Genomic DNA, 15,860 nt, shown 5'->3' on the forward strand with positions numbered 1-15,860 from the left:
CCCTCCCCCCACTCCAGATCCTCCCGTCGTCCCCGACCACGCTCATGGAGGCCCTGTGTCACTCGCCGATCCCGCCGCAGCCACCGGCACGCCGGCATTCGTCCCCGATCCCAGGCTCACCAACGAAGACCTCGCCCCCGCGGGCAAGCGCAACTGGAAGGTGTTCGACCTCTTCGCCATGTGGATGTCCGACGTCCACAACCTCGGCAACTACACGTTCGCGGCCGGGCTGCTGGTCCTCGGCATGAACGTGTGGCAGATCTTCACGTCCCTGCTCGTCGGCTTCGTGCTCATCTACATCGGCATGAACTGGATGGGGAAGATCGGGCAGGCCCACGGCGTGCCCTTCCCGGTCATCAGCCGCATCAGTTTCGGCGTCTGGGGCGCCAACATACCGGCGCTGATCAGGGCCGTCATCGCCATCATGTGGTACGGCATCCAGACCTATCTGGCCTCCGTCGCCGTCAACATCATGCTGCTCGCGGCCTGGCCGGGGCTGGAATCCTGGACGCACAACTCGTTCCTCGGCCTCGACGCGCTCGGCTGGCTGTCCTTCGTCTCGCTGTGGCTGGTCCAGGCGCTCATCATCAGCCAGGGCATGGAATCCGTACGGAAGTTCCAGGACTTCTGCGGTCCCGCGATCTGGCTCGTGATGATCGCGCTCGCCATCTGGATCCTCGCGAAGGCCGGCTGGACCATCTCGCTCACCTCGACCCCGAACCCGGTCTCCGTGGGTGAGCAGTGGCGGCAGTGGTTCGGCGCGATCGGCCTGATCCTCGCCACGTACGGCACGCTGATGCTCAACTTCTGCGACTTCTCGCGGTTCGCACCCAGCTACCGGACGGTCAAGCGCGGCAACTTCTGGGGTCTGCCGATCAACTCGACCGCCTTCGTGATCGTGTCGGTCATCGTCACGGCCGGTTCCATCGAGGTGTTCGGCAAGGCCATCACCGACCCCGCCCACCTCGTCGCCGAGATCGGCAACAAGTGGGTGCTCATCCTGGGCGCGCTGACCTTCGCCATCGCCACCATGGGCGTCAACATCGTCGCCAACTTCGTCTCACCCGCGTACGACCTGGCCAACGTCTGGCCGCAGAAGATCACCTTCAAGATCGGCGGCATGATCAGCACGGTCGCCGCGCTGGTCGTGACCCCGTGGAACCTCTTCTCCAACCCCACCGTCGTCAACTACTTCCTCGGCGGCCTCGGCGCCTTCCTCGGCCCGCTGTTCGGCGTGATCATGCTCGACTACTTCTGGGTCAAGCACGGCCGCATCGACGTGAACGAACTGTTCAACGCCCGGCCCGGGTCGCGCTACTACTACCGCAAGGGCGTCAACCCCAAGGCCCTGTGGGCGTTCCTGCCCGCGGCCGCGGTCTCGGCGGTCCTCGCGCTGGTGAAGACCTTCAGCGACGTGGCCCCGTACTCCTGGTTCATCGGTACGGCGCTGGCCGCCGGTCTGTACGCGCTGCTGTGCCGCTCCGAGCGCGCCGCCGCCGACACCGTCGTGTCCGAGTCGGTCACCACTCCGGCCGCTGCTCCGGCCGTCACTCCCCAGGAGGGCTGAGCGTGCGGATCGTCGTCACCAACTGCAATACGACGCAGGGGATGACCGAGGAGATCGTGCGAGGTGCCCGGGCCGCCGCAGGCCCGGGCACCACCGTGCTCGGACTCACCCCCGCCTGGGGGCCCGAGTCCGCGGAGGGCTGGCTCGACAGCTACCTGTCGGCCGCCGCCGTCCTCGACACCCTGCGCACGTACGAGGGCCCGTACGACGCCGTCGTCATGGCCGGCTTCGGGGAGCACGGGCGCGAGGGCGTACGGGAACTCGTGGACGTACCCGTCGTCGACATCACCGAGGCCGCCGCCCACCTCGCCTGCCTGCTCGGACGGCGGTACGGAGTCGTCACCACGCTGGAGCGCTCGGCCGGGCAGATCGAGGACAGCCTGTACACGGCGGGGGTCGCCCGGAACTGCGCCGTGGTCGTGGGTACCGGGCTCGGTGTGCTCGACCTCGGCGACCAGGAACGTACGGAAGCGGCCTTCGTCGCCGCGGCCGAACGGGCCAGGGACGCCGGCGCCGAGGTCCTGGTCCTCGGGTGCGCCGGGATGACCGGCCTGCAGCGGGCCGTGGGGGAGAAGCTGGGACTGCCTGTCGTCGACGGCGTGGGCGCCGCGGTGAAGCTCGCCGAGTCGCTCGTCTCCCTGGGCCTCACGACGAGCCGCGCGGGCGGTTACGCGAAGCCGCTGCCGAAGCGGCGGATCTGGACGCCGCCGTCGGAGTGATTCCCCGTGCCGCGGATGCGGCGGGCGTGGCGGTGTGCCGAGGGTGACCGCAGACTCCCTGTGAGAGCGGCCGGCGCCCGGTCCGGCGCCTCGCGGACGAGCCGCCGCCCATGCCGACGGCGGTGGGAACGGAGTCGGTCGTGGCCCCAGCTGTCGGAACCGGTACCTGTTTCCGCGACCGGGTCCGGGCCGGTCTCCGGGCGCCGGCCCGGACCTGTTCCCGTGTGCGGATGCGGCTTCGGATGCGGACGCGGGTTCGGGTTCGGGTTCGGACGGTCGCCGTCGGGCTCGTCGCGACGGGGGCGGCCGTGTGGACCGTCCTGTGGGGAGGCGGTGGGGTGTCAGGGGCGGACGCCGAAGCCGCCCTCTGGGTGAACCCCGAGTCCAGCGCCGCCCGGCAGGCAGTCGAGTGGCGTCGTACGGGACGGACCGCGGACGCCCTGCTGATGGAACGTATCTCCACCCGTCCCCAGGCCGAGTGGCTCGTCGGCTCGGAGCCCCGGGCCGTCGTGGAGGCCCGCACCACCGCCGCCGCACGGGAAGGGCGTACGGCGGTACTCGTCGCCTACTACATCCCGTACCGCGACTGCGGTTCCTACTCGGGCGGCGGAGCCTGGAGCGCGACGGGCTACCGGCGGTGGGTCGACGAGTTCGCGGCGGGGCTCGGGGAGCGGGGCGCCTACGTGATCGTCGAACCGGACGCGGTGGCGCACAGCGTGGACGGCTGCGGCCGGGTCGTCCCGGAGGAGCGGTACGCACTGCTCGCGTACGCCGTCGACCGGTTCAAGCGGCAGCCGAACACCCGTGTCTATCTCGACGCGGGCAACCCCGCCTGGCACCCGGACACGTCGAGGCTGATCGCGCCGCTGAAGCAGTCGGGCATCGCCCGCGCCGACGGCTTCGCGCTGAACGTCTCCAACTTCCGTACGGACGCCGACAGTTCGGCGTACGGCGACAAGCTGTCCGCGGCCCTCGGCGGCAAGCACTTCGTGATCGACAGCAGCCGCAACGGCAACGGACCCTGGACCGGTACGGATTCCTGGTGCAACCCGCCGGGCCGGGCGCTGGGCGTGGCACCCACCACGGTCACGGGCGCTCCGCTGATCGACGCCTATCTGTGGGTCAAGCGGCCCGGCGAGTCGGACGGCACCTGCGGGGGCGGCCCGGCGGCCGGCCAGTGGTGGCCGTCGTACGCGCTGGGCCTCGCGCGAAATGCCCGGGACTGAGCGGGCCGGGTCCTCAGCCGGTCCCGGGGTCCTCCTGGATGACGCGGTCGTCGAGGTGGGCGCCGAAGTGATCGGACTGGCGGGCCATGACGTCCCGCATCGAGGTGCCGCGGGGGACGCCGTAGACCGTGCCCGGGAAGTCCAGTTCCCTCTGTACTTCCCACAGTTCGTCGTGCTGGTCGGGTGAGAAGAGCCGCGCCTGCGGGGCACCGGCCGCGATCCAGCCGATGGGGACGACCGTGCCGGGCGCCAGCACCGAGTTCGCGTGCAGCACGCTGTTGATCCGCAGCTCCGAACCGGCGCCCACGACGGCTCCGGGGAAGACGGAGGCGCCGGTGGCCACGAAGACCTCGTCCTCGACGCGGGCGCCGTTCACGTGGGCGTGCGGGCCGATGAGCACGGCGTTCCCGATGATCGCGGGGTGCCGGTGGCGGCCCCGTACCAGGGCGTTCTCCATGATGACGACGTCCGCGCCGGTCCGTACCTCTCCGTCCTCCGCCGTGAGCACGGCCCCGTGCAGGACGCGGGCGCCCTCGCCGAGGGTGACGGCGCCGCAGAGGACGGCCGACGGGGCGACATAGGCGGAGGCCGGGACGACCGGGCGCTGCCCGCGGTGCTCGATCAACATGGGACGACCTTAGGCGCGTTCGCCATCGGAGCCCTGGGCCGGATTCGGACTCGGACTCGGATTCGGATTCGGACTCAGGCTCTGGCTCTGGTCGGGGGCGGCGCCCGGGACCACGGCTGTCGCGGTGATCTCCACGAGCTGGCCCGGATAGCCGAGACAGGCGACGCCGAGGAGGGTGGAGGCGTGCGGGCCGACGCTGAGCCGGGAGGCCTCCACGACCTCCCAGACCGCGGAGAGCACGGCGGGGTCGGCGCTCACCACGTACACGTCGGTGTACGCGACATGCTCGAACTCGCTGCCGACCGCGCGCAGCTGCTCACCCAGGTTCGCGATCACCTGCTCGGCCTGGCGTACGGGGTCGCCGGAGCCGACGAGTTCACCGTCCGCGTCGAGGGGCACGGACCCGGCGAGCAGCGCGAGGCGCGTGCCGGCCTCGACCACGGAGGCGTGGGCGTAGGTGGGTGGCGCGAAAAGACTGGGGACGGTGACGCGCTTCAGCACGGTGGACGCCTTTCGGGGCGGGGCAGGAGCAGGGGCGGGACAGCGGGCGGTGGGCAGGTGGACAGCTGGGCCGATGATGCGGTCTCGGCGCACGGCGCCGCATCCGAATATCTGCCCGGTCGCCGACCTATGATCCTTTGCGTCTTTGCACCTTCAAACGTGGCAGGAACGACCGGCAAGACCAAAGGAACCCCATGACTGTTCCCTCCCTTCCTCCCGGCTCCCACCGCGCCGGGTCACGCGTCACGCGGCGCGGGCTGATCGGCGCCGCGGGCGCGGTCGCGGCGGGCGCCGCGATCACTCCCGCCGTGCTGGCCGACACAGCTGCGGAAGCGGCTGCCGCGGACACCGCCGCTCCGGAACCCGGTACGACCTCCGAGTCGTTCCCCAGGACCCGCGCCGAGACGGCCACGGGTGAAGCACCCGTCGAGGCCGCCTTCCCCATCGGCTACGTGGGGGTGCGCTGGACCGGCCCCCGCGAGGCGACCGGCGGCGGCATCCGGCTGACCGACGCCGACGGAGGAAAGGGGGACTGGCAGGCCCTGAGCGACGACGGCTGTTCGGACAGCGACGGTGGCGCACTGCTCATCCCCGTGGACCGGGCGTCGGGTTACGAGCTGAAGGCCCCGGACGGCGCGACGGATCTGCGGTCGACGGCCCTCGACACCACCCGGGGCCCGGCGCGCAAGGTCGCCGTGCCCCGGGACCGCACCCGGCTGCGCGGCGTCGCCTACCTCTCGCGCGCGGCCTGGGGCGCGGACGAGAGGCTCCGCTTCAAGGCGGACGGCACGGAGAACTCGCCGCGGACGTACTACACGTTCCAGACCCTCACGGTGCACCACACCGCCACGGCCAACGGTGACGCGAACCCTGCCGCCACGGTGCGCGCGATGTACCACCTGCACGCGGTCACCAACGACTGGGGCGACATCGGCTACCACTTCCTCGTCGACGAGAAGGGCGAGATCTACGAAGGCCGTTACTCGGGCGAGGGCGGTACGCCCGCCCATGACGCGAACGGCAAACTCGTGACCGCCTTCCACACCGGCGGCTACAACGCGGGCAACCTCGGCATCGCCCTGATCGGCAACCTGGTGAAACAGGGCCCGACCGCCGCCGCCCGCGACGCCCTCACCGGCCTGGTCCGGTCCCTGGTCCGCTTCCACGGGGTCGACCCGCAGGCGAAGGTCACGTACACCAACCCGATCAGCGGCGCGAAGAAGGAGGTCGACGAGATCAGCGGCCACCGCGACTGGCTGGCGACGGAGTGCCCGGGGGCGGTGATGTACGGAGAGCTGGCGGCTTTGCGGAAGGCGGCGGCGGCCAGCTGAGTCCGGGGAGGGCGCGTCCCCGGCGGGCGCGCCCTGCCGGTACGGGGTTGCCGTCCGTGCCGCTCCCGCTACCGTGGGTCCCCGGACGCGCGACGAAGGGGGCCCCATGGACGCGGAGTTGGCGGCGCTGGCGGCTGCGGGGGCCACGGCTCTCGTGCAGCAGATGGTGACCGACGGGTGGGGGAACGTACGGGACCGGGTCGTCGCCCTCTGCTCGCGGGGGCGCGACGAGGAGGTGGTCCAGGGGGAGTTGGAGGAGTCGCGCGCGGATCTGGTCGCGGCGCGGGACGCCGACGACGAGGACGCGGCGGCCGACGTCCAGGCGTCCTGGCGCGTCAGACTGCGGCGGACCCTCCGCGACGATCCGGCGGCGGCGGCCGAACTGCGAGCGATCCTCGATGAGTTGAGCCCGCAGTCCACGACCCCCACGACACTCAATGTCCACAACACGTTCAGTGGCGGGGTGTCCCACGGTGTCGTGGTGCAGGGAGGCACGTTCGGCGGAGGGCAGACGATCGGGGAGTCCTGGCGCCGTACGTGACGCGGTTCGTCGAATAACCCTTCGATCAGGCCCCGTCCGCACTGCTACCGTCACCGACGTGGCGAAACTCAATCAGATCATCGCAGTGGAGAAGGGCGTCAAGTCCAAGTCGCATCAGGACCTGACGGCCGCGCATCACGGGCTGCAGAAGCCCGCCCTGCTGGCCGGCATCTCGCGTACGTACCAGCCCAAGGACGAAGAGGGCGAGCAGTTGCCGCCCGAGTCGACCCGCGTGCAGGTGCAGGCCGAGAACGTGCTGCGGGACACCGCGGCCACGCTGACCCGGCTGTTCGACGTGACCGCCACCAAGGACTGGGCCAACTGCACGGCCCGCGCGGACGTCAAGGTCGACGGACGGGTGCTCGTCGCCGACGTTCCGGTGTCGTACCTGCTCTTCCTCGAGAAGCAGCTCACCGATCTCAACACCTTCGTACGGAAGCTGCCCGTGCTCGACGCCTCCGAGTCGTGGGTCCAGGACCCGTCGACCGACGCGTGGAAGACCGAGCCGGTGCGGACCCTCCGTACGAAGAAGGTCCCGCGGAACCACGTCAAGGCCGAGGCCACCGACAAGCACCCCGCCCAGGTCGAGGTGTACTACGAGGACATCCCCGTCGGGTACTGGACGACCGTGAAGTTCTCCGGCGCCCTGCCCGCGCGGCGCGTCAACGAGCTGCTCGACCGGGTGGAGAAGCTGCAGCAGGCCGTCAAGTTCGCCCGGGAAGAGGCGAACGGCGCGGAGGTCACCGACGAGCGCGTCGGAGACGCCGTGTTCGGCTACCTGTTCGGGTAGCCTCAACAACTCCCCGGCCATCGCCTATGAAGGTCGACGGCCGGGGTGCGCGAGGAGCGCAAGCTGAACCTGAAGCTTGTCGTGACTGCGCGGTTTCAGTGGAGGTTCAAGTCCTCCCCGCGGCACTTACGCGCCGCGGTAGCCCAATCGGCAGAGGCAGACCGCGCTCAATCTCAGACTATTGCTCCAGACTCAGCATTCGCCGCCGATCGCCGGATCGACCGGACCCAGGCTCCGGGCGTCGAAATGCCGGTTCAAGTCCGGCCCGCACAGCTCGATGTGCGGTGGTCCAAAGGCAGGACGCGGCGACATGAAACTGACCTGGGTCCTCAAGCGTGCCGGCGTGCCGCATGGGTGGCATCACAGGGCTCGGGGGCCGGCTACGCCCCCGGGCCCGCTCCTCTTTCCGGGCCGGCGCACTCGCGCCCGTACTCGTGCTCGAACTCGTACTCGCGCTTGAGATTGCACTCGCGCCCGAGATTGCGTTCATAAAGAACCCGGCTTTCGCCGAAATCGTCACACCGTGGAAACGCTCATGTCCGGTTTCGCCGCCGAACGCGATCTACCGTGGAGAACCGGCCCTCCGCAGAGGGCCCGCTCCACCGCAGAGAACCGATCCACCGTAAAGAAGCAAGCAAGGACCGCACCCACCGCCCGGCCGACGTCGCCCGAAGGCATGCCACCCGCAACCGCCCTCGTCCCGACAGGAGCCCCGTGCCCGTGCCGCGACCGTTGCTCAACGTCCTCCCCGTCGTCTTCCCGCCCTGGCTCACGCACGCGCTGCGCGCGCAGCGGGGGCCCGTGCCGTGGAACGCCGTGCTGCGTGGGGTGCTGGCCGCCGGGCCCCTGCTCGTCGTGGCCGTTCTCGTGGGGCGGGAGCCCCTCGGTGTCATGGCCGCCCTCGGAGCCATGTTCGCCGGGATCAACGACCGGCCGGGGAGCCGGCGCACCGCCGTGCCCCGGATCGGCGTACCCGGGCTGGCCGGAGCGGCCGGGATCGCCGTCGGCACGTACGCCGGTGAGGGACTCGGCGCCGCCCCGCTGACCCTGACGCTCACCGCGCTCGGGCTGCTCGCCGGGGCCGTCAGCGCGGTGGGGCCCGTGGCGTCCGGGGCCGGGACCCAGCTGCTCGTCGCCGCGGCCATCGGCGCAGGGATGCCGCTGCCCGAACCCGGCTGGCAGCGGGCCCTGTTCTTCCTCGCCGGTACCGGCTGGCTGATCGTGCTGCGGCTCGCGCTGCCCACGCCCGGGGCGCTGGCCAACGACTTCCGCTTCGACGGGGAGCGCGCCGGGGTCGCCGGTGTGTACGACGCGATCGCCGAACTGCTCGCGGCCGTGGGCGGGGAGCAGGCGGGTGGCCGGCGGGCCGCGCTGACCGCCGCGCTCGACCACGCCCAGGACGCGCTGGCGGGGCCACGGCTGCGGCGGTACGCCAGTTCCGCGGCCGAGCGGCGGCTGCGGGCGCAGTACGCCGCCGCGTTGCCGCTCGCCGAGGCCGCGACCGCGCTGGCCTGGGCCGGAGAGGCGCTGCCCGCCCGCACGGCCCAGGGGCCGCGGCGGCTCGCCGTCGCCGTGCGGACCGGCGAGCCCTGCGGGCCGCTGCCCGCGCCCGCCCGGACCGTCCCCGGGCTGCGGGCCCTCGACGACGCCCTGCTGCACGCCGCCGAGACCTTCGACCGCGGCGGCCCGCGCCCCCGGAGGACGAGCGGGAGTCATCCCCTCGGGCTCGGCGCCGAGCGGACCGCCCACAAGGGCCTGCATCTGCGGCCCCTGCGCGCCGGGGTGCTCCTGCGGGCCGTCACCGGGACCGGAGGGCGGGAGTACGGCCTCCGCGTGGCCCTCTGCTACGGCGCCGCCGTCGCCGTCGCGCAGGCACTGCACCACGTCCACTGGTACTGGCTGCCCGCGACCGCCGTGTTCCTCGTGAAGCCGGATCTCGGTCCGCTCGTCTCGCGCGTACTGAACCGGGCGGCCGGTACCGTCCTGGGCGCCCTCGTCTTCGCGGGCTTCGCGGCCGTGCTGCCCCGGCCGGAGGGGCTGGTCGCGCTCGTGGCGGTCAGTGGGGCCCTCATCCCCGTCGCCACCCGGCACTTCGCCGCGCAGACGGCCGTCGTCACCGTCCTCGTGCTCGCCCTCGTCATGGTCGGCGGCGAGCCGGAGGCCTCCTGGAGCCGCATCGGCGAGACGCTGCTGGCCTGCGCGATCGTGCTCGTCGTCGGGCATCTCCCGGCGCCGGGGCAGCGCGGCGGGAACGTACGGGCCCGGCTGGCGTCCGCCACCGACGCGGCGCACGCCTACCTCACGCATGTCCTGAGCGGCGTCGACGGTGTCGCCGACGGGGGCGCCGACCGCGGAGGTGCCGACCGTGGCGGTGCCGACGACCGGGCCACCCGCTGGGCGTTGCGCCGCGAGGCCTACCGGACGCTGGCGGAGGCCCGCGCGGCGATCGACCGTTCCGCCGCCGAGCTTCCGACCCTGGCCCGGCACACGGCGGGCACCGACGAGGTCGCGGCCACGCTCGAACGTCTCGTGGACACCACCACCGCGTGCGCAGTGCATCTCGACGACACGGGACGGCTCACCCCGCGGCACACCGAGCGGCTCGCCGCCCTTCTCGACGAACTCGTGGATCGGCGGGAGTACGCGGGGCTTGCTGCGGCCGTCCCCGCGGGGTTGCGCAGCGCCTGAGCCGGCACCTGAGCCTGGGGACGTTGTCTGCGGGTGCGTCGTGGCTGGGCGCGCAGTTCCCCGCGCCCCTTTGGGGCGCCGCTCAGGGTGCTGTCCGTGCCCACACCGGTGCGTGGTCCGAGCCGCCGGCGTCCCGGCGGTCGCCCGGATCGTCGTCGACCGACGGCAGCGGTGTCTCCTGGAGCGGCACCCCCGTCCCCGCCCCGGTCACCCGGTCGAGGAGCCGATGGCTGACCAGGATGTGGTCGATCAGTTCGGGGCGCCCGGCGTGGATACGGGAGAAACGCTGCTTCTCCGGGATGAGCGGAGCGATGTTCCAGAGCCGGACCGCGTCACCCCGGTCGGGCCGGTCGAACCCGGGGGTGCCGATCTCGGAGCCGGGCGGGCCCTGCAGGATCTGTGTCGTCGCGGCGGTGACCTCGTCGTTGAGGTCGCCGAGCACGGCCACGTCCCGCTCCTTGCCCCTGCCGTCCAGGAGACGGTCGGCGACGGCACGCAGCGTCGTCGCCTCGGCGGCCCTCCGGTACAGGGCGTACGCGCCGTAGCGGGCCCGTTCGCCCTCGTTCCGTGGCTGGAACCGCCCGCCCGGGTACGTCAGCAGCTTCGACTTCAGATGGCAGACCGCCACCGACAGGGTCACGTCCGTGCCCGGAACCACCACCTCCACCGCCAGGAACCCGCGGCCCGTCCGGGGCACCGGTTCGCCGTCGTCGTCGCCCTGGACGGGCCGCAGCGGCGCGGGGAACTCATTGGTGTCGATGACCGTCCGCGCCGCCGGCCGGCTGAGGAAGCCGACGCGGATGCCCCGGCCGTCCGGATGCGCCGAGAGCACGATGTGCCAGTCGCCGTCCAGCATCCCGGCCAGGTCCTCCAGCGCGGCCGGGTCGCCGACCTCCTGCACCCCGAGCAGCGTGGGATCGAGTTCCCTGACGACCCCGGCCAGCCTGGTGAGCTTCGCCTCGTACGCGGCCTCGGTACGCGGGCCGAACGCCCCGCCGGGCCGGTACAGGTTCTCCAGGTTCCAGGTGCCGAGGAGCATGCCGGGCTCCTTCCCGGACGGGCCTCCCCAAGGGCGCCGCCCGTCGAATGGTGAGGCCGAGGGACGGTCCTCGGGCTCAGAGTGCGCGCGAAACCGGCCCCGGGACAGGGCGGGGACAGGATGCGCGGTTCACGTCACCCGGCGGCACGATCCCGCCGTACCGTGGCGTGATGACCTCGCCCGAGCCCACGCCCGACGCGAAGACCGGCCCACCGGATTCCCCGGCCGCCCGCGCACCCGGGGCCGCCGATCTCGTCATCACCGGATGCACCGCCCTCGTCCACGACGAACGCGAACAGATCGGCTTCGTCGAGGACGCCACCATCGTCGTACGCGGCGGCCGTATCGAGACGATCACCGGCGACCCGGCCGACCTCCTCCCAGCCGGCCCCGCCGGCGCCGAGCACCTCGACGCCCGTGGCCAGGTCGCGATGCCCGGCCTGGTCAACTGCCATACGCACACCCCGATGGTGACCCTGCGCGGCATCGCGGAGGACCTGCCCATCGACGAGTGGTTCAACGACATCGTCTGGCCCATCGAGTCCAACCTCCAGGAGCGGGACATCGAGTTGGGGGCGCGGCTGGCCTGCGCCGAGATGATCCGCGGCGGGGTCACCTGCTTCGCGGACCACTACTTCTCGATGGACACCGTCGCCGCCGTGACCGCCGAGAGCGGGCTGCGCGCCAACCTCGGGCAGGCCTTCTTCTCCTCCCAGGGCGCCGAGGGCCGTGAGCGGTCGCTCGACTTCGCCCTGAGGCACCGCGACACCGCCGACGGCCGGATCACCACCTCGCTCGCCCCGCACGCGCCCTACACCGTGGACGACGCCGACCTCGCCGCGACCGCCCGGCTCGCCCGCGAACACGGCCTGCCCGTGCACATCCACGCCGCCGAGAACCGCGACCAGACCGACGCGAGCCTCGCCCGCCACGGCCGTACCCCGATCGAGATCCTGGCCGGGGCCGGTCTCCTCGACACCGATCTGCTTCTCGCGCACGGCACCGGCATCGTGGAGCGCGACCTCCCCGTCCTCGCCCGCGCGACCGGCCGTATCGGCGTGGCCAGCGCACCCCGCGGCTATCTCAAGTTCGGCTGGCCCACGACCACTCCGGTACGCGCCCTGCGCGAACTGGGCATCCCCGTGGGGCTCGCCACGGACGGGGCCGCCTCCAACAACTCCCTGGACGTATGGGAGTCCATGGCGCTCACCGCGCTGGCGCAGAAGTTCACCGAGGCCGACCCGCGCCGGCTCACGTCCCGTCAGGCGCTGCACCACGCGACGCTGCAGAGCGCCCGGGCGGTCGGGCTCGGTGAGCGGATCGGCAGCCTCGCACCGGGCCGCAGGGCCGACATCGTCCTGGTGGACCTGAGCGGCCCGCACACCCAGCCCGTGCACGATCTCGCCGCCACCCTCGTGCACAGCGCCCGCTCCGGTGACGTACGCACGACGATCGTCGACGGGCGGATCCTCATGCGGGACCGGGAACTCCTGACCCTCGATGTCCCGTCGGTGGTACGGGAGATGAACGAACGCATGCCCGCCCTGATCAACCGCGCCCACGGCAGGCGGATCCAGGAGTACGAGACCTGAGACGCACCCCGGCCTCCGCCGGCGGGCCCGGAAAAGAATCTCCGAAAAGAATGTCCGGCCCACCGATGAGTTCCGGCGCTTCCTCCGGTCCACCCCTGACAAGGCACCGCACCGAAGGAGTAGCGATGACGCTTCCGCGGATCGTGTCGCGCGACCAATGGCAGGCCGCGCGCGAGGAACTGCTGGTCAGGGAGAAGGCCGCGACCCGGGCCAGGGACGCGCTCAACGCCGACCGGCGGCGGCTGCCCATGGTCGAGATCGACAAGGAGTACGTCTTCGAGGGCGGCGACGGCAAGGCGACGCTGCTGGAGCTCTTCGAAGGGCGGCAGCAACTCGTCGTCTACCACTTCATGTTCGCGCCCGAGTGGGACGCGGGCTGCCGCAGCTGCTCGGCGTTCGTCGACCAGCTCGGGCACCTGGCGCATCTGCGCGCGCGGGGCACCGAGTTCGCGGTGATCTCCAGGGCGCCGTACACGAAGATCCTGCCCTTCAAGGCGCGGATGGGATGGACGCTGCCCTGGTACTCGTCGTACGACAACGACTTCAACCACGATTTCCGGGCCTCGTTCACGACGGGCGCGGGCGACGACGGCCAGGAGCCCTACGAGCGGCCGGGAGTGAGCTGTTTCCTGCGGGAGCGGGAGCGGATCTTCCACACGTACTCGACGTACGCGCGCGGACTCGACGGGCTGGGCTCCACCACGAGTCTCCTGGACCTCACCGCGCTCGGCCGGCAGGAGGAGTGGGAGAAGCCCGAGGGGCGCGCGTCGGCACTGGGGGCGCCCGCGGGCAGCGAGCGCATCCGGTATCACGACGAGTACGAGGACTGAGCGCGGTCGCCCGGAAGTTCCCCCATCCGTTGTGACCGTGTGTCGACTACGTCTCAGTAACGTCACTTCGCGAGACCTTCACCCCATGATGAGCGTTTAACTCTTCAAGGGCTCTCACGAGAGCAGCGCTACATGGAGGTACAGGATGTTGAACGGTCGAACGGTGCTGGAGCGCTTTCCGGCCGGTGGGCCGCGTGGTTCCTGGCCCGCGGAGGAGTTCGCGCAGGCGCGCCGCCTTGAGGGGCAGCACGTGGACGTCGTGATGGACCTGTCGACGGACACCTTCCTGGTCGTCGTGCGGGAACTCGTCGAGTAGGGCGGTCGAGCGTGCGCCGCCATGCCGGCCGCCGGGGGTCTCACCCCGCTTTCGGCGCCGGTACCTGCACCGAGAACTGCTCCGCCTGCAGTCCGTACAGCTCGGCGTAGACGCCACCCGTGGAGAGGAGCTCGTCCGGAGTGCCGGATTCCACGAGACGGCCCTGGTCGAGGACGTGCACCAGATCGGCATGGCGCACCGACGCCAGCCGGTGCGTGATGAGAATGACCGTCTGACCGGTACCCGCCAGGGCCCGGATCTTCTCGAAGACCTCCAGTTCGGCACGCGCGTCGAGGGCCGCCGTCGGCTCGTCCACGACCAGGATCGCGCCCCGCCGGTACGCCGCCCGCGCGATACCGAGCCGCTGCCACTGGCCGCCCGACAGCTCGTGCCCGCCGCTGAACATCCGGGCCAGCAGTGTGTCGAGGCCCCGCGGCAGATCCGCCACCACGTCCTCCGCGCCCGCCTCCGCGACCGACGTGCCCAGCCGCTCGTCGGTGAGCGGCGCCGAGGCCCGGCCGATCGCGACGTTCACCCGGGCCGTGAACGGCCACCGTTTGAAGTCCTGCGCCACCATCGCGATCCGCTCCGCGAGCTGATGCCGGTCGGCGGTCGCCGCGTCCACGTCGTCCCACAGGATCCGGCCGCGCTGTGGGGCGTACAGGCCGGACAGCAGTTTGACCAGGGTGGTCTTCCCCGAACCGTTCTCACCGACGAGTGCCACGATCTTGCCGAGCGGCACGCTGAGCGTCAGGTCCGACAGCGCGGGCCGGGCCGCGCTGCCCGGATAGGTGAACGTGACGTTCTCGAAGCGGATCTCGCGCGGCCGCTCGGGCAGGAGTGCGCCGCCGACCGGGATCGTGCGCTCGGCCGCCTCCACGTACAGGCGCTGCAGATCCCCGACGAACAGGGCCTCCTCGTGGAGGGTGTTGACCTCCAGGACGAGCGTGTCGAGGTTCGCGGAACCGGTCCGGATCGCGATGACCGCCGTACCCGCCACGGACAGCGCCATCGCCCCGGCCAGCAGCAGCCCGCCGAGGGTCGCGTACGTCGCCACGGTGGCGAGGCCGGTCCAGGCGGCCGCGATCAGGCCCGTCCGGGCCTCCAGACGGGCGAGCCGGGCCTGCTCGGCCTCGGCGGCCTCCGACATCGCGCGGAAGTGCCGCAGCAGGAACGGGCCGACACCGTGGACGCGGATCTCCGGCGCGGCGGCGGGCTCGGTGAGCAGATTGCCGATCAGCCGGCCGGCCCGGGCGTGCTGCACCCAGGCGTGCCAGGACGCGTACCGGCGCCGGGCGATGGTCAGCGCGCTCCAGGCGCTCGGCAGCGTCATCGTCATCAGCAGGGGCAGCAGCGCCGGATGCAGCACGGTGAGGACGCCGGCCGCCGCGATCAGCGAGATCATCGCGTTCACCACGCGCGTGGCGATCCCGATCATGCGCCGGGCGGACGAGGCGCCGTACTGCGCGGTGTCGAGCAGCTTGTGGAACGCCTCGTCCTCGATCGCCGACAGTTCGACCGTCGCCGCCCGCTCCAGGTACAGCTCCGTCGCGACGCGCTCCACCTTCGGTTCGAGGCGGCCGGTCGCGTACGTGGAGGCGCCCCGCAGCAGTGCGGCGAGGAGCGTCACCACGGCGACCGTGACGAGCGCGGGCGCCGCGTCCCGGAGCCGGTCCGCGACCGGGCCGCTCGCCATCAGCCGGCCCAGGACGCTGTTGACCGCCAGCAGACTCACCGCCTGGGCCAGACCGCGGCCCACCTCCGCGCCCAGGACGGTCCGCGCGGCCCGGCGGTCCGCCTGCCAGGCCAGCCGGAAACTGGCCGCGAGCAGGGCGGGCAGCCGCGTCACCATGGCACGGAAGTTCAGCTCCATGAACGCGTCGGAGTGCTGCGACCAGCCCATGTCGTAGCGGAGCGGACCGCCGAACAGAAGGCGCTCGGACTCGGAGGGCTCGGGCCCGTCCGCCCCGGGTTTCTCGCTGTCGCGCGTGACCCTTTTCGACGATCCCACCGACTCGGCAGACCCCACCGATGACCTCCCCGATCGAGGGCGAACGGCCACTATCGCGGGGCCGGGCGCTCCCGGGCAGGG

General features: G+C 71.9%; 13 protein-coding genes and 1 pseudogene. 10 read left to right on the forward strand and 4 right to left on the reverse strand.

The genetic code is table 11. The annotated features are described in order from the left end of the window. Window positions 1–55: 55 nt before the first annotated feature. The 3 genes from ACFVH5_RS04245 (at window position 56) to ACFVH5_RS04255 (ending at window position 3,512) form a co-directional block, all read left to right on the forward strand. A complete protein-coding gene (locus tag ACFVH5_RS04245) occupies window positions 56–1,567 on the forward strand; it encodes an NCS1 family nucleobase:cation symporter-1 (protein WP_385831933.1) in 1,512 nt (503 codons plus the stop codon). Between the two features lie 2 nt (window positions 1,568–1,569). Then, a complete protein-coding gene (locus tag ACFVH5_RS04250) occupies window positions 1,570–2,286 on the forward strand; it encodes an aspartate/glutamate racemase family protein (protein ID WP_385831934.1) in 717 nt (238 codons plus the stop codon). 230 nt (window positions 2,287–2,516) lie between these two features. Beyond that, window positions 2,517–3,512: a glycoside hydrolase family 6 protein gene (locus ACFVH5_RS04255; protein WP_385831936.1), complete on the forward strand. Its 996-nt coding sequence runs from the start codon at window positions 2,517–2,519 to the stop codon at window positions 3,510–3,512. Between the two features lie 13 nt (window positions 3,513–3,525). On the opposite strand, the gene ACFVH5_RS04260 is transcribed toward ACFVH5_RS04255, so the two are convergent. Beyond that, window positions 3,526–4,140: a gamma carbonic anhydrase family protein gene (locus tag ACFVH5_RS04260; protein WP_385831937.1), complete on the reverse strand. Its 615-nt coding sequence runs from the start codon at window positions 4,138–4,140 to the stop codon at window positions 3,526–3,528. Between the two features lie 105 nt (window positions 4,141–4,245). After that, a pseudogene (locus tag ACFVH5_RS04265) lies at window positions 4,246–4,641 on the reverse strand (RidA family protein); the annotation flags it as partial. A gap of 194 nt (window positions 4,642–4,835) precedes the next feature. Here ACFVH5_RS04265 and ACFVH5_RS04270 point away from each other — a divergent pair. From ACFVH5_RS04270 to ACFVH5_RS04285, 4 genes are all read left to right on the forward strand, one after another. Further along, complete coding sequence (locus tag ACFVH5_RS04270; protein WP_385831939.1) at window positions 4,836–5,972, forward strand: peptidoglycan recognition family protein; 1,137 nt, start codon at window positions 4,836–4,838, stop codon at window positions 5,970–5,972. A gap of 106 nt (window positions 5,973–6,078) precedes the next feature. Further along, window positions 6,079–6,513 (forward strand): hypothetical protein, encoded by a 435-nt coding sequence (locus ACFVH5_RS04275; RefSeq protein WP_385831940.1) that lies wholly within the window; start codon window positions 6,079–6,081, stop codon window positions 6,511–6,513. A gap of 58 nt (window positions 6,514–6,571) precedes the next feature. Further along, entirely contained in the window at window positions 6,572–7,303 is a 732-nt protein-coding gene (locus ACFVH5_RS04280) for a hypothetical protein (RefSeq protein WP_189770126.1), read from the forward strand. A 720-nt stretch (window positions 7,304–8,023) separates the two neighbouring features. After that, window positions 8,024–9,991 (forward strand): FUSC family protein, encoded by a 1,968-nt coding sequence (locus ACFVH5_RS04285; protein WP_385831942.1) that lies wholly within the window; start codon window positions 8,024–8,026, stop codon window positions 9,989–9,991. An 82-nt stretch (window positions 9,992–10,073) separates the two neighbouring features. Here ACFVH5_RS04285 and ACFVH5_RS04290 read toward each other — a convergent pair whose 3' ends face one another. Further along, the gene (locus ACFVH5_RS04290) at window positions 10,074–11,030 is read right to left on the reverse strand and encodes an endonuclease/exonuclease/phosphatase family protein (RefSeq protein WP_385831943.1); all 957 of its coding nucleotides are present in this window, start codon (window positions 11,028–11,030) and stop codon (window positions 10,074–10,076) included. 170 nt (window positions 11,031–11,200) lie between these two features. Here ACFVH5_RS04290 and ACFVH5_RS04295 point away from each other — a divergent pair, with 170 nt between their 5' ends. The 3 genes from ACFVH5_RS04295 (at window position 11,201) to ACFVH5_RS04305 (ending at window position 13,768) form a co-directional block, all read left to right on the forward strand. Next, window positions 11,201–12,622, forward strand: coding sequence for an amidohydrolase (locus tag ACFVH5_RS04295; RefSeq protein WP_385831945.1), 1,422 nt, complete (start codon window positions 11,201–11,203; stop codon window positions 12,620–12,622). A 125-nt stretch (window positions 12,623–12,747) separates the two neighbouring features. Next, the gene (locus tag ACFVH5_RS04300; RefSeq protein WP_385831946.1) at window positions 12,748–13,452 is read left to right on the forward strand and encodes a DUF899 domain-containing protein; all 705 of its coding nucleotides are present in this window, start codon (window positions 12,748–12,750) and stop codon (window positions 13,450–13,452) included. Between the two features lie 145 nt (window positions 13,453–13,597). Further along, a complete protein-coding gene (locus ACFVH5_RS04305) occupies window positions 13,598–13,768 on the forward strand; it encodes a hypothetical protein (RefSeq protein WP_189770135.1) in 171 nt (56 codons plus the stop codon). 40 nt (window positions 13,769–13,808) lie between these two features. On the opposite strand, the gene ACFVH5_RS04310 is transcribed toward ACFVH5_RS04305, so the two are convergent. Further along, the gene (locus tag ACFVH5_RS04310; protein ID WP_385832001.1) at window positions 13,809–15,671 is read right to left on the reverse strand and encodes an ABC transporter ATP-binding protein; all 1,863 of its coding nucleotides are present in this window, start codon (window positions 15,669–15,671) and stop codon (window positions 13,809–13,811) included. Window positions 15,672–15,860: the final 189 nt, after the last annotated feature.

This window comes from Streptomyces sp. NPDC127119 (assembly GCF_042677425.1).
Lineage (GTDB): Bacteria > Actinomycetota > Actinomycetes > Streptomycetales > Streptomycetaceae > Streptomyces.

Coding starts and splice junctions, on each gene's coding strand:
- ACFVH5_RS04255 (WP_385831936.1), top strand. CDS start 2,517: ATGCGGCTTCGGATGCGGACGCGGGTTCGGGTTCGGGTTCGGACGGTC.
- ACFVH5_RS04260 (WP_385831937.1), bottom strand. CDS start 4,140: ATGTTGATCGAGCACCGCGGGCAGCGCCCGGTCGTCCCGGCCTCCGCC.
- ACFVH5_RS04270 (WP_385831939.1), top strand. CDS start 4,836: ATGACTGTTCCCTCCCTTCCTCCCGGCTCCCACCGCGCCGGGTCACGC.
- ACFVH5_RS04275 (WP_385831940.1), top strand. CDS start 6,079: ATGGACGCGGAGTTGGCGGCGCTGGCGGCTGCGGGGGCCACGGCTCTC.
- ACFVH5_RS04290 (WP_385831943.1), bottom strand. CDS start 11,030: ATGCTCCTCGGCACCTGGAACCTGGAGAACCTGTACCGGCCCGGCGGG.
- ACFVH5_RS04295 (WP_385831945.1), top strand. CDS start 11,201: ATGACCTCGCCCGAGCCCACGCCCGACGCGAAGACCGGCCCACCGGAT.
- ACFVH5_RS04300 (WP_385831946.1), top strand. CDS start 12,748: ATGACGCTTCCGCGGATCGTGTCGCGCGACCAATGGCAGGCCGCGCGC.
- ACFVH5_RS04305 (WP_189770135.1), top strand. CDS start 13,598: ATGTTGAACGGTCGAACGGTGCTGGAGCGCTTTCCGGCCGGTGGGCCG.
- ACFVH5_RS04310 (WP_385832001.1), bottom strand. CDS start 15,671: ATGGGCTGGTCGCAGCACTCCGACGCGTTCATGGAGCTGAACTTCCGT.